Annotated in this window: 10 protein-coding genes; 3 read left to right on the top strand and 7 right to left on the bottom strand. The window is 64.8% G+C overall.

Annotation, left to right across the window (positions count from 1 at the left end; genetic code table 11):
* Nucleotides 1-3 precede the first annotated feature (3 nt).
* Nucleotides 4-1,347, top strand: coding sequence for a PAS domain-containing sensor histidine kinase (locus tag FYK34_RS07410; RefSeq protein WP_168209674.1), 1,344 nt, complete (start codon nucleotides 4-6; stop codon nucleotides 1,345-1,347).
* 44 nt (nucleotides 1,348-1,391) lie between these two features.
* On the opposite strand, the gene FYK34_RS07405 is transcribed toward FYK34_RS07410, so the two are convergent.
* The 4 genes from FYK34_RS07405 to FYK34_RS07390 form a co-directional block, all read right to left on the bottom strand.
* The gene (locus FYK34_RS07405; protein ID WP_149295764.1) at nucleotides 1,392-2,705 is read right to left on the bottom strand and encodes an MFS transporter; all 1,314 of its coding nucleotides are present in this window, start codon (nucleotides 2,703-2,705) and stop codon (nucleotides 1,392-1,394) included.
* Between the two features lie 72 nt (nucleotides 2,706-2,777).
* Nucleotides 2,778-4,079 (bottom strand): NupC/NupG family nucleoside CNT transporter, encoded by a 1,302-nt coding sequence (locus FYK34_RS07400; protein WP_149295763.1) that lies wholly within the window; start codon nucleotides 4,077-4,079, stop codon nucleotides 2,778-2,780.
* 131 nt (nucleotides 4,080-4,210) lie between these two features.
* Nucleotides 4,211-4,372, bottom strand: coding sequence for a cbb3-type cytochrome oxidase assembly protein CcoS (gene ccoS, locus FYK34_RS07395; RefSeq protein WP_149295762.1), 162 nt, complete (start codon nucleotides 4,370-4,372; stop codon nucleotides 4,211-4,213).
* Complete coding sequence (locus FYK34_RS07390; protein WP_149295761.1) at nucleotides 4,372-6,801, bottom strand: heavy metal translocating P-type ATPase; 2,430 nt, start codon at nucleotides 6,799-6,801, stop codon at nucleotides 4,372-4,374. Before FYK34_RS07390 ends, ccoS begins: the two co-directional genes overlap by 1 nt.
* A gap of 139 nt (nucleotides 6,802-6,940) precedes the next feature.
* On the opposite strand from FYK34_RS07390, the gene FYK34_RS07385 reads away from it, so the two are divergent.
* Nucleotides 6,941-7,945, top strand: coding sequence for an NAD(P)H-quinone oxidoreductase (locus tag FYK34_RS07385; RefSeq protein ID WP_231137397.1), 1,005 nt, complete (start codon nucleotides 6,941-6,943; stop codon nucleotides 7,943-7,945).
* A gap of 12 nt (nucleotides 7,946-7,957) precedes the next feature.
* Here FYK34_RS07385 and FYK34_RS07380 read toward each other — a convergent pair whose 3' ends face one another.
* Together FYK34_RS07380 and FYK34_RS07375 are read right to left on the bottom strand one after the other, a co-directional pair.
* Nucleotides 7,958-9,274: an enoyl ACP reductase FabMG family protein gene (locus tag FYK34_RS07380; protein WP_149295760.1), complete on the bottom strand. Its 1,317-nt coding sequence runs from the start codon at nucleotides 9,272-9,274 to the stop codon at nucleotides 7,958-7,960.
* Between the two features lie 120 nt (nucleotides 9,275-9,394).
* The gene (locus FYK34_RS07375) at nucleotides 9,395-10,267 is read right to left on the bottom strand and encodes a hypothetical protein (protein WP_149295759.1); all 873 of its coding nucleotides are present in this window, start codon (nucleotides 10,265-10,267) and stop codon (nucleotides 9,395-9,397) included.
* 192 nt (nucleotides 10,268-10,459) lie between these two features.
* Between FYK34_RS07375 and typA the strand changes: the two genes are divergently transcribed.
* Nucleotides 10,460-12,277 carry a translational GTPase TypA gene (typA, locus tag FYK34_RS07370; protein WP_149295758.1) on the top strand — a complete coding sequence of 606 codons (1,818 nt, stop codon included), beginning with the start codon at nucleotides 10,460-10,462 and terminating at the stop codon, nucleotides 12,275-12,277.
* Nucleotides 12,278-12,393: 116 nt separating this feature from the next.
* Here typA and FYK34_RS07365 read toward each other — a convergent pair whose 3' ends face one another.
* Nucleotides 12,394-12,882, bottom strand: a complete 489-nt coding sequence (locus FYK34_RS07365) for a GAF domain-containing protein (RefSeq protein ID WP_149295757.1) — start codon at nucleotides 12,880-12,882, stop codon at nucleotides 12,394-12,396.
* Nucleotides 12,883-12,890 lie beyond the last annotated feature (8 nt).

The raw sequence follows: 12,890 nt of genomic DNA, 5'->3' as shown, positions 1-12,890 counted from the left end.
GACATGTCCGCCGTGTGGCTGGCCGGCGGCGCCGCCTTGCTGCTCCTGACCGTGCTGCTGGGCTTTTATTTGAATTTGCTGGTGAGGCGAAGAGCGCTGGCCGAGCGCTTGGCGCAGAAATCGACCCGGGCCTTGCAGCAGAGCGAGGAGCGCTTCCGCATGTTCGCCAGCATCGCTTCGGATTGGCTGTGGGAGCTGGACGGGCAGGGGCGGCTGAGCTATTGCTCGGCGCAGTTCTGCGACCTGGTGGGCATGCCGCGCGCGCAGCTGCTGGGTCGCCACTGGACGGAGTGGATGCCGGTGAGGGCCAATCCGGAACAGCAGCGCCTGCTGACCCTGTGGATGGAGCAGCGCATGGCGGTGAAAGACTGCGAGCTGTGCTATCGCCGGCGCAATGGACAGTTGTATTGGGTGGCCATCAGCGCCTGTCCGCAGTTTGCCGCGGACGGCAGGCTGCTGGGCTACCGCGGCGTGGGGCGAGACATCAGCGAACGCAAGCTGGCCGAGCTGGAACTGCATGAGCATCGCAGCCATTTGCAGGAACTGGTGGCGCTGCGCACGGCAGCCCTGCTGCAGGCCAAGGAGGACGCGGAGCGCGCCAATCAGTCCAAGTCGGAATTCCTGGCCAATATGTCGCATGAGCTGCGCACGCCTTTGCACGGCATATTGAGCTTCGCCGAGATCGGGGGCGACAAGGCGTTGACCGCGCCCGCCGCCAGGCTGAAACGCTATTTCGACAATATTCACGCCAGCGGCGAGCGTCTGCTGGTATTGCTGAATGATTTGCTCGATTTGGCCAAGCTGGAGTCCGGACGGCTGGTGTTGAAGCGCGAGGATGTGGACTTGGCGGCGCTGGTCACGGAGATGGCGCGAGGTGAGGAGGCCAGGCTGCAGGAGGCGGACATCCGGCTGAGCCTGGTCTTGCCGCAGCGGTCGCGCACGGCGTGGGTGGACAGGACGCGCATGCAGCAAGTGCTGGCCAATCTCTTGTCCAATGCGATCAAGTTTTCACCGCGCGGCGGCTGCATAGAGATCGCCCTGCAGCATTTTGGCTCTGTGCTGACGCTGGGCGTGGCGGATCAGGGGCCGGGGGTGCCGGAGCCTGAGTTGGAGAGCATTTTCGACAAGTTCGTGCAGAGCAGCGCCACCGCCAACGGCGCTGGCGGCACGGGTCTGGGCCTGGCCATCTGCCGGCAAATCGCCCTTGCGCATGGCGGCAGCATTTACGCGGAAAATCGCGCTGGGGGCGGCATTTGCTTTTTCGTTTCGCTGCCGAGCGCGGAGGGCGTCAAGGCCATGGAGAAACCGGCCGGGCGGCCGGTGACGAATGGCGTGGCGGGCAAGTAGGGCGCGGGAAGCAAGCTGCGGGGGCTCAGCCCCGCAGCCGTTTTTCAGGAACGGCCAAGCAAAGGCCGTATCCAGCTGAAGCGCTGGCGCCAGATCACCGGCGCGCACCAAGCCAGGTGGGCCGTGGCCAGCACATTGAGCAAGGCCGCCGCCAGAAGCAGCATGGAGATGCTGTCATACCACTTCAGCATCAGCGCGCTGCCTATTGCCGCCGCCACCATGTAGAAGCCGTTGATGATGTTGTTGGCGGCGACGGCCTGGGAGCGGAACGCGTCCGGGCTGCCGGTCTGCAGCCAGGTGTACAGCGGCACGGTGAAGAAGCCGCCGAAGAATCCCAATAGCGCCACGTCGACGATGCTGCGCCAGCTGCCCGGACGGGCCAGGTATTCCGTCAGCGTGGCCAGCTTGCCGTAATAGTGCGGCAGCGCGCCCAAGGCCAGATCGCCGCCAAACACGGTCATGCCGGCGCTGCCCAAGAGCACGATGCCCAGCTGCAGCTGGCCGTGAGACAGTTTGGCGCATGCCATGGAGCCGATGCCGATGCCGATGGAGAACAGGGCCAGCAACAGGGTGTAGACATCGGCGTCGCCACCCAGATGCAGGCGGGTGAAGGTGGGCAGCTGGGTGGTGTAAATGGCGCCCATCAGCCAGAACCACGAGATGCCGAGGATGGCGCAGCGCACGTCGTGGATCTGCCAGGCCTGGCGCACCAGCTGGAAGGAGTCGCCGATGAAATTCCAGGACAGCTTCAGATGCGGCGCGCCGGCCGGCACGGACGGCATTTTCGCGCTGCTGAACAGGCCTAGCACGGCGGTGCCCAGCAAGGCGGCGATGATCCACAGCGCGCCGCTGTGGGTCAGCACGCTGCCCAGCAGCTGGCCGATCAGGATGGCGAGGAAGGTGCCCATCTCGATCAGGCCGGTGCCGCCCACCAGCTCATGTTCCTTCAGATACTGCGGCAGCACCGAGTACTTGAGCGGCCCGAAGAAGGATGAGTGAGTGCCCATCAGGAAGAGCGCGACCAGCAGGATGGCGGCGGACTTCATCAGGAAGCCGGCGCCGGCCAGCAGCATGATGGCGATTTCGGCCAGCTTGATCAGCCGGGCGATGCGCGCCTTGTCGTAGCGCTCGGACAATTTGCCGGCGCTGGCGGAAAACAGGAAAAACGGCAGGATGAAAATACCGGCGGCCAGGTTGACCAGCTGCTGTGGCGGCAGGCCGGCCGTGCTGAGCCCGTGGAAACTGATCAGCACCACGATGGCGGTTTTCAGCATATTGTCGTTGAAGGCGCCCAGAAACTGGGTGCCGAACAGCGGCAGAAAGCGCCGGGTGGCGAAGAAGGAGAATTCGGATTTCATGGAGCCGTTCATGAAAAGGGCGGGAACCGCATGCTAACGGATTCCCGCCTGATTGTCAGTTTGCCGGCAGGATCAAAGCAGCGACAGCCACAGGCCGGCGGTGGAGGCGGTCATGAAGCCGGTCAACACCGAGGCCAGCAGCGCCCGCATGCCGATTTGCGCCAGTTCGTTCTGCCGCGACGGCGCCAACGCGCCGATGCCGGCCACGCAGATGCCGACGGATGAAAAGTTGGAAAAGCTGGCCAGGGCGAAAGTCGAAATCATGACCGTCGGCGCGGACAGCGCGCCGGCGGTCTTCATCTTGGCCAGGTCTAGATAGGCGATGAATTCGTTTAGCACGATTTTCTGGCCCAGCAGGCTGCCCACGCCCAGAGTCTCGTTCCAGCTGATGCCCATCAGGAAGGCAAGCATGCGGAACAGCTGGCCGGCCAGATATTGCAGCGTCAGGCCGTCGAACATGCCGCCGGTGGCGGCGCGGATGGCGCCGTTCACCCCCAAGAGTTCGCCCAGGCCGTCTTTCATCGCGTAATTGGCCAGTGCGATCAGCGACACGATGGCCAGCAGGATGGTGGCCACGGCGGCGGCCATCTTCATGCCGTCCAGCGCGCCGGACACGACGGCGCTGACGAAGTTGCCGCCGGTTTTTTCCTCGGCCGCCTGCAGCTTGTTGCTGGAGATATCGGCCGGTCTGGTTTCCGGGAACATGATCTTGCAGAAGGTGGCCGCGCCGGCCGCGTTCATGCAGGAGGCGGTCAGCAGGTAGGTGGCGAAACGCGCCTGTTCGGCCGGGTCGCTTCCGCCCAGGAAGGCGACGTAGGCCGCCATCACGCCGCCGGACAGCGTGGACATGCCGGCGACCATCAAGCAGGCCAGCTCGGAGCGCGTCATGTGCTGGATATAGGGCCGAGCCAGCAAGGGTGCCTCGGTCTGGCCCAGGAAGATGTTGGCGGCGGTCACCACGCTTTCCGGGCCGGACAGGCGCAGGCTGCGCTGCATCAACCAGGCCAGCGCGTTGACCACTTTTTGCAGGATGCCGAAGTGATACAGCAGCGCGCTGAAGGCGGAGAAGAAGATGATCACCGGCAGCACGGTGAAGGCGAACAGAAAGCCGAGCTTGCCGCCTGGGTGGGCCAGATCGCCAAAGATGAAGCCCGCGCCGTCGCCGGAAAAACTCAGCACCTTGGCGAAGCCGGCGCCAAAAGCGGAAAACGCGCCATGCAGGGCCGGCACATAATTGATGAGCAGAAACAGGGCGCTGGGGATGGTCAGGCCGATCAGCGCGGTGCGCCAGTGGATGGCGCGGCGGTTGCTGGAGAAGAGGAAGGCCGTGCCGACGAGCAGCAGCATGCCGGCCAGAGCTTGGATGGTATTCACGGAAGTGCCTTTGAAACTAGCAGATAATGATTTGCTAATGCTTAAAGGCGCGGCATTCTACAGCAAAAAGCCGCCCACTCGGAAGGGCAGCGGCCGGCAAGGGGCAATTTACCCGCATGGGTAGTTTGATGTCATTCCTCGTCGCGGCGCGGCCTGTCGTCGTCCATCAGGATGCGGTGAGCCGGGCCCTCCATATCGTCGAACTGGCCGGAACGCGTCGCCCACCAAAAGATGGCGCCGATGAGGAAGGCCAGCACCAGGCTGAGCGGTATGAGCAGGTACAAGCTTTCCATCAGGGCTTCCTTTGGGTGAGACGCAGGGCGTTGCCGACCACCAAGAGCGAACTGAGCGCCATGCCCAGGCTGGCCAGCCATGGCGTGACGTGGCCGGTGATGGCCAGCGGCAGCGCCACCACATTATACCCGGCCGCCCATAGCAGATTCTGCCGAATTACCGCCAGCGTGCGCCGTCCCATCGTCACGGCGCGAGGAATCAGCGTTAGTTGGTCCGCGATCAACACCATGTCGCCGCTGGCGCGGGCCACGTCGGTGCCGCCGCCCATGGCCATGGACACGTCCGCGCGCGCCAGCACCGGCGCGTCGTTGACGCCGTCGCCCACCATCAGCACGCGCTTGCCTTGGGCCTGCAGGCGGGAGACGAAGGCCAGCTTGTCCTCCGGCGTGGCGCGGGCGCGCCAGTTGGCTATGCCTAGCTCGCCTGCCAGGCTGGAAACAGCCTGTTCGCCGTCGCCGCTGAGCAGATGCACGGCCAGGCCGCGCGCGCGCAGCTGGTCCAGCAAGGCGGCCGCATCGTCGCGGCAGGCGTCGCCGATGGCGAAGCGCGCCTGCACGCCTTCGTGATTGGCCAGCAACACCTGGCTGCAATCCGGGTGCCAGTCCGCCTCTTCGCCGATCTCGCGTCCCAGCCAGGCGGCGAGGAAGGGGGTGGAGCCCAGTCGCCATTCGCGGCCGTCCACTAGCCCGCTGACGCCGTGGCCCGGGTGGTTGACCGTCGATTGGACAGCCGGCAGCGCCAGTCCATGCGCCGCCTCGATCAGGGCGCGGGCCAGAGGATGCTCCGATGCCTGCTCCAGCGCGGCGGCCACGGCCAGCGCCCGCTCGCGCGGCAGCGGGCCCTTCGCCTCGCGCAGCCGCATCAGGCCATGAGTGAGCGTGCCGGTTTTATCGAACACCACGTCGCTGACGCGGGCCAACGTTTCCAGCGCATGTCCGCGGGTGGTCAGCACGCCTTGCGCGGCCAGATTGCCGCTGGCGGCGGTCAGCGCGGCCGGCGTGGCCAGCGACAGCGCGCAGGGGCAGGAGATCACCAGCACCGCCACCATGATCCACAGCGCGCGGTCCGGATCGATAAAGTGCCAGCCGATATAGCTGGCCGCCGCCGCCAGCAGCAGCAAGGCGACGAACCAGCTGGCGAAGCGGTCGGCCAGCACCGCCAGTTTGGGTTTCTCCGACAGGGCCTGATCCAGCAGGCGCACGATGCCGGCCAGCCGGGTGCTTTGCCCCACCTGTTCCACGCGCATCACCAGCGGGCTGGCGGCATTGACGCTGCCGGCGATCAGGCGGTCGCCGGCCTGTTTGGGCACCGGACGGCTCTCGCCCGTCAGCAGCGATTCATTGCTGGCGCTCAGCCCATTCAGCACGGTGCCGTCGGCTGGAATGGTTTCCCCGGGTTTGATCAAGAGGACGTCGCCGGGGCGCAGGCTGGCGACGGTGGCCTCGTGGCTGTCGCGGCTGGCCGGCCACCCGGCCAGGCGGTGGCAAAAAGCGGGCACCAGTTTGACCAGGCTTTCGCTGGCGGCGCCGGCCTTGCGCCGCGCGATGCCTTCCAGGTAGCGGCCGCCCAGCAGCAGGAAGACGAACATGGACACCGAGTCGAAATAGATGCCGTGCTCGTACTTGTGGATCAGCGCCCAGGTGCTTGCGCCAAAGGCGGTGAGCACGCCTATGGCTACGGGCGTGTCCATGCCGACGCGGCCAGTTTTGAGATCGCGCCAGGTGTTGCGATAAAAGGGCAGGGCCGAGTACAGCAGCACGGGCAGGGTCAGGATGAAGCCCGCCCAGTGCAGCAGCCACAGGAAGTCCGGCGCGATGTCGCCGTCCGGCGCCAAATAGATGGGCACCGCGTACATCATCACCTGCATCATGGACAGGCCGGCCACCCACAGCCGGGTCAGCGCCTGCTTGCGTTCCTTCTGCTGCAATTTCTCCTGGCGTTCCGCGTCATAGGGGTGCGCGCGATAACCGATGGCCGCGACGGCTTGCAGAATGGCGGATAGCTGAATGCGGCTGTTGTCCCAGCTCACGCGCGCGCGTTGAGTGCTGTAATTGATGTCCACGGCCAACACGCCGGGCAATTGACGCAGGTGCTGCTCGTTCAGCCAGATGCAGGCGGCGCAGGTAATGCCCTCCAGCATCAGGGCGGCTTCTCGCGTTTGCCCCTCGGCGCGATGGACGAAGCTTTGCTGCAGCTCCTCCGAGTCATACAGCTTGATTTGCTCCAGCACGGCATCCGGCAACGCGGCGGCCTGCTCCGCGCCTTCGGTGCGGTGCTGATAGTAGTCGGCCAGGCCGGACTGGATGATGGTGTCGGCCACCGCCTGGCAGCCTGCGCAGCAGGCGGCTTCTTCTTTTTGGCGGTAGCGTATGGGAAAGTGGGCACCTGGCGGCACCGGCAAACCGCAATGGAAACAGTTCTCGCTCATGACGGAGGATTGTAATCAATGCCGGCGCGGCTTGCTTGATCTAGCTCATGGCGCGGCATGTCAAAGCGGACTAATCGCCGCGGCCTCTTGCGCCAGGCGGGACTGGCCGCATTTGCCGGATATCAAATGGGAGAGAAATATGGACATGATGATGCAGGCGGTGGTTCAACAAGCGCCTGGCGGCGTGGAAACGATGGAGATCGGCGAATGGCCGCGGCCGGCCTTGGCGCCGGGCAAGCTGCTGGTGCGGGTGATGGCGGCCGGCGTCAACCGCGCCGATCTGATGCAGCGCGCGGGGCTGTATCCGCCGCCACCGGGCGCCAGTCCTTTGCTGGGGCTGGAAGTGGCGGGCTGGGTGGAGGAGGCGGCCGACGGCTCCGCTTTTCAGCCTGGCGACGCGGTGTTCGGCCTGGTGGAGGGCGGCGGCTACGCCGAATATGTTCAGCTGGACGAGGCGCTGGCCATCGCCAAGCCGGACGCCTTATCCTGGATCGAGGCGGCCACCTTGCCGGAAGCCTGGATGACGGCCTGGTTCAATCTGGTGGAGAAGGCCGGGCTGCAAGCGGGCGAAACGGCGCTGATCCATGCCGGCGCCAGCGGCGTGGGCGCGGCGGCGATTCAGCTGGCGGCATTGCTGGGCGCGCAAGCTATCGCCAGCGCCGGCAGCGAGGAAAAGCTGGCGTTTTGCCGCGAGCTGGGCGCGAGCCGCGTGTTCAACTACCGCGACACGCCGAATTTCGGCGAGCTGATCAAGGGCTGGGGCGGCGCGGACATGGTGCTGGACCCGGTGGGGGGCGGCTATCTGGCGCAAAACCTGCAGGCGCTGAATCCGGACGGGCGCTTGGTCAATATCGGGCTGCTGGGCGGACTGAAGGCGGAGCTGGATTTCGGCCGGCTGCTGATGAAGCGGATCAGCCTGATCGGCTCCACCTTGCGGCCGCAGCCGCTGACGGTGAAGGCCAGGCTGGCGGCGGCGCTGCGCGATACCATCCTGCCGGCCATCCTGGACGGCCGGCTGCGCGCGGTGGTGGACAGCAGCTATCCCTGGGGCCAGGTGCAGGATGCCCACCAATACATGGCGGAGAGCCGCAACCTGGGCAAGGTGGCGCTGACGATGTTTCCGACTCAAGCCGGAGAGGCTTGAGTCGGCAGGCGTTTAGCCGTGGGCGCGGTTCAACTGGCGGGCGATGATGTCGTGGTTCAGCCACAGCACCGGACCGGCGGGCTGGGCCGCTTCGCCGAACATCAGCGCGCCGCTGGCTTCTATCACCAGGCTGCTCAGGCGGTCGGTGATCAGCGCCTTGGCGTCGCGGTGCATGGCGGTGATGGCGTCGGACGCGCCTATCATCACATCGGCCAGCTCCGGGCTGTTGGGCATCGGCCACGCCTGGAAATTACGGAAGCCGCGCATCACTTCGCTGTCATTGAGCTGGTCCAGCTTGCTCAGCACATCCTCCAGCGCGTGGCCGTCCTGCAGCAGGTCGGCGCAGGCTTGCCATTGCTCATCTGCCCAGGCACCGCCGTCTTCGCGTTTCAGCGCGCGCAGCAGGCCGATTAGGGGCAGTTCCACGCCGACGAAGATGTCGGACGAGTTGGTGCGGATTTCCGGGCAGTTGAACACCGTGGCTTTGACGCCTTGCTCCCAGGCGGCACGGGCCACGCTTTCCAGGCGCATCTTGGCGTAGCCCTGGGTGTAGTTGGTGTAGGTCTGCCACTGGTATTCGCCGTCGATCAGGATTTCCGTGCCGTGGTAGCCGTAGGCGGTGTAGCGAACCTGGCCGCCGGCGGTTTCCAGGCGCCGGCGCAGCTGGGCGCTGCCGTCTATCAGGTGTTGGAAGGTGTTGGCGGTGACTTCGTCGAAGTTCTGCAGGATCAGCTTGCCCAGGTCGCTGTTCAGCAGGGCCTCGGTGGACAGGAAGCGCTCGCCGCGGCCCTTGTACACGCGGTTGGCGATGGCCAGGAACACCTTGGCCTTGGGGATGCCGCCGGCCATGGTGTGAGCGAAGAACACATTGCGGCCGTCTTCTATCATGCCGTCAAGCTGCGCCATGGCCTGAGCCACGCTGGCCTGGAAGCGGGCGACGCCGACTTGGCGGCATTTTTCGATGTGGGCCCAGTCCAGCTTGTCGTCCTGCCAGGTCTTCAGGGTCAGCGCGCCCAGCAATTGGGTGGGCGTGGCTTCGCCTTTCGGCGCGTCCTGGTCGAAACCGGCCATCAGCGGCACGTTGATGATCTTGCCGCCCAGATTGGCTTCGGCGGCGGCCAGCTCTTCTTCGTTCAGCGGGCGCAGGCGGTTGTCTTCGTCGCGGCGGCCCACGGTCATGCCGATGATTTGCATGCCGGCCTTCTTGGCTTCGGCGATCAGGCCGTTGGCGTAGCCGCGGCCGAACAGTTCGCCGAACAGGACGAATACGTCGCCGGGACGGAAAAGTTGGTGTTGCGGCAGCATGCGCAGGGCGGTGGCTTCAGTCATGGGGATGCTCTTCCTGAAAGTGACGCGCCGCCATGCTGGCGGCGCGTTGCGATATTAGTGCGATTGCTCCAAGCGGCGTGCATGATACCCGAAACGACCGCCATGCGCGCCATCGGGGAGTCAAGATTGCAGCGGGGACAGCGCTTCTATCAGCGCCACTTCCTGCGCGTAGCTCAGATTTTTCAGCTTGGCGAGCAGCGCCTCGCCGTTCACTTGATGCTGCTGGTCAAGCTCGTCCTCGATCATGCGCGCCTCCACCGCCAGCCACAGGCCGCGGCAGGAGGCGGCGCTGTCAAACTGGATGCCGGCGATGACGGCGGCGATCAGGTGCAGCTCGCCGTCGCTGAACAGGCGCGACAGCATGGCCTGTTCGCGGCGCACGATTTCGGCGTAGCGGTCGCAAATCTGCTGCACGCGGTCGGGGTCGCCGTAGTGCGCCGCTTCTTCGTCCGGGATGGCGTCGCCGTCGTGATGGAACCAGGATTCGATCAAGGGCCGCAGCTGCGGCAGGTCTTCATGCCAGACGCGGGCCAGCTCCTCGCGGAAGTCGGCGCTGTCGGTGAAGGATAGCTCGTCGAAAGGCATGGCCGGCAGCACGCCTTCGTCCAGGGTGCGTTTGCCCACCCAGACGCGGCCTTCGTCGTCCAGGCGGACTTCGCCGCGCCAGACGGCTTGCTCCTCGGTGGCCAGATTGTCGACGTGGATTTCGACATAGGGCGGCGTCGCGTCTTGCTGCTCGTCTTCGGTCACGAAGCGCAGCGTGACGTCGAACAAGCCGTGCTTCATCACGTCCAGCAATTGCAGGCCGTTGTCGTGGCCGGCCAGGATGTAGCGGTCTTCGTTTTCGTAAACGGCCACGTCGCCGGGGCGGCCGGCGGGGTGGATCAGCTTGGCTTGCAAGGCGTCGGCCAGCTCGTTGGCGTCGTCGTGGTGGATGTCGAAGCCGGTGCGGTAGGCTTCGCGCTCATGCCAAAGCGCATTCCAGTCGTACATAAATTCGATGTCCTTGGTGTTGCCGGATGGTCCGCAGTGTAGCGCCAAACGCGGGCGGCGACGAGACGAGGCTTGATGGTTGGCGAAACGATAGAACTACCATCTGTGTTCACCGAAATTTTCTTGATGCTGGCCTGGTGTGCTATAATCTTTCGATTTTTCTGTTTTCGAATTCCAGCCGAAGCGCTAAACATGACCCGACAAATCCGCAACATCGCCATCATCGCTCACGTAGACCATGGCAAGACCACCCTGGTTGACCAACTGCTGAAACAAAGCGGCACCTTCCGCGAAAACCAGCAAGTGGACGAGCGCGTAATGGACAGCAACGATCTTGAAAAAGAGCGTGGCATTACCATTCTGGCCAAGAACACTGCCATCAACTACGAAGGCGTACACATCAACATCGTAGACACTCCGGGCCACGCCGACTTTGGCGGCGAGGTGGAGCGCGTGCTGGGCATGGTGGACGGCGTGGTGCTGCTGGTCGACGCGGTGGAAGGTCCGATGCCGCAAACGCGCTTCGTGACCAAGAAGGCGCTGGCTTTGGGTCTGCGTCCCATCGTCGTGATCAACAAGATCGACCGTCCGGGCTCGCGTCCGGACTGGGTGGTGGACCAGACTTTCGACCTGTTCGACAAGCTGGGCGCCACCGACGAGCAACTGGACTTCCCCATCATCTACGCATCGGGCCTGTCCGGCTTCGCCAAGCATGAGCTGGAAGAAGAGTCCAACGACATGCGCCCGCTGTTCGAGACCGTGCTGAAGCACGTGCCGACTCCGGCTGGCGATTCGGCGGCCCCGCTGCAGCTGCAGATCTCCGCTCTGGACTACTCCACCTACACCGGCCGCCTGGGCCTGGGCCGCATCCTGAACGGCCGCATCAAGTCCGGCCAGCAAGTGGTGGTGATGAACCATGAAGAGCAAGTGGCCACCGGCCGCATCAACCAAGTGCTCGGCTTCAAGGGCCTGGAGCGCGTGGAAGTGCCGGAGGCGGAAGCCGGCGACATCGTGATCATTTCCGGCATCGAAGATATCGGCATCGGCGTGACCATCTGCGACAAGGAGCAGCCGGTAGGCCTGCCGGTTCTGTCGGTGGACGAGCCCACGCTGACCATGGACTTCATGGTGAACACCTCGCCGCTGGCCGGCACCGAGGGCAAGTTCGTCACCAGCCGCCAGATCCGCGACCGCCTGAACAAGGAACTGCTGACCAATGTGGCGCTGCGTGTGGAAGACACCGGCGACGCCGACGTGTTCCGCGTTTCGGGCCGTGGCGAACTGCACCTGACCATCTTGCTGGAAAGCATGCGCCGCGAAGGCTTTGAAATGGCCGTGGCCAAGCCGCGCGTCGTGTTCAAGGAAATCAACGGCCAGAAGTGCGAGCCGTACGAAAACCTGACCATCGACCTGGAAGACGACCACCAGGGCGGCGTGATGGAAGAAATCGGCCGCCGCCGCGGCGAGCTGACCAATATGGAATCTGACGGCATGGGCCGCACCCGCCTGGAATACCACATTCCGGCTCGCGGCCTGATCGGCTTCCAGTCCGACTTCATGACCATGACCCGCGGCACCGGCCTGATGAGCCACGTGTTCGACGACTACGCGCCGGTGAAGCCGGACCTGCCGGGCCGCCACAACGGCGTGCTGATCTCGCAAGAGAACGGCGAAGCCGTGGCCTACGCGCTGTGGAAGCTGGAAGACCGCGGCCGCATGTTCGTATCCCCGGGCGACAAGCTGTACGAAGGCATGATCATCGGCATCCACAGCCGCGACAACGACTTGGTGGTGAACCCGGTCAAGGGCAAGCAGCTGACCAACGTCCGCGCCTCCGGCACCGACGAAGCCGTTCGCCTGACCACGCCGATCAAGCTGACGCTGGAATCGGCCGTGGAGTTCATCGACGATGACGAACTGGTGGAAATCACGCCGAAGTCCATTCGCATCCGCAAGCGCTACCTGCAAGAGCATGAGCGCCGCAAGATGGCCAAGGTGGAAAACATCTGATCGAGTTGACGGCGCATTGAGCGCGCCCCGCCTTGGCGGGGCGGCGCGCTTGGCCTGGTTTGACAGCCCTGACGGCGTGCGCCGCAGGGCTGTTTGCTTTGGAGATTAGTGCGCTGTCAGGCGGGGAATAGCGCGCCCAGCGGGGCGATGATGCGTTCCAGGTAGTCGGCGTCGGTCTGGTCGAAGCTGGCCGGTTGCGCAGAGTCGATGTCCAGCACGGCTACCACCACGCCGGCGGCGTTGCGCACCGGCACCACCACTTCGGAGCGGGCGCTGGAAGAGCAGGCGATATGGCCGGGGAAGGCGTCCACGTCCTCCACTAGCAGTGTCCGGTTTTGCGCCCAGGCGCTGCCGCACACGCCGCGGCCATGAGGAATGCGGGTGCAGGCGATGGGCCCTTGGAAGGGGCCCAGCACCAATTGCTCGCCCTTGACCAGGTAGAAGCCGGTCCATAACCAATCGAAAGTCATGGCCAGCGCCGATGAGAGGTTGGCCAGCGCGGCGACGACGTCGGTTTCGCCGGCGATCAGAGCGTGGGCTTGCGGCAGCAGGGTCTGGTATTTCGCTTCCTTGCTGTCGCCTTCGATAATCAGGTTTTCTGCCATGGCGGGGC

The sequence above is a fragment of the Chromobacterium paludis genome, assembly GCF_008275125.1.
Classification (GTDB): Bacteria; Pseudomonadota; Gammaproteobacteria; order Burkholderiales; family Chromobacteriaceae; genus Chromobacterium; species Chromobacterium paludis.
This window is presented reverse-complemented; position numbering and strand designations above follow the sequence as displayed.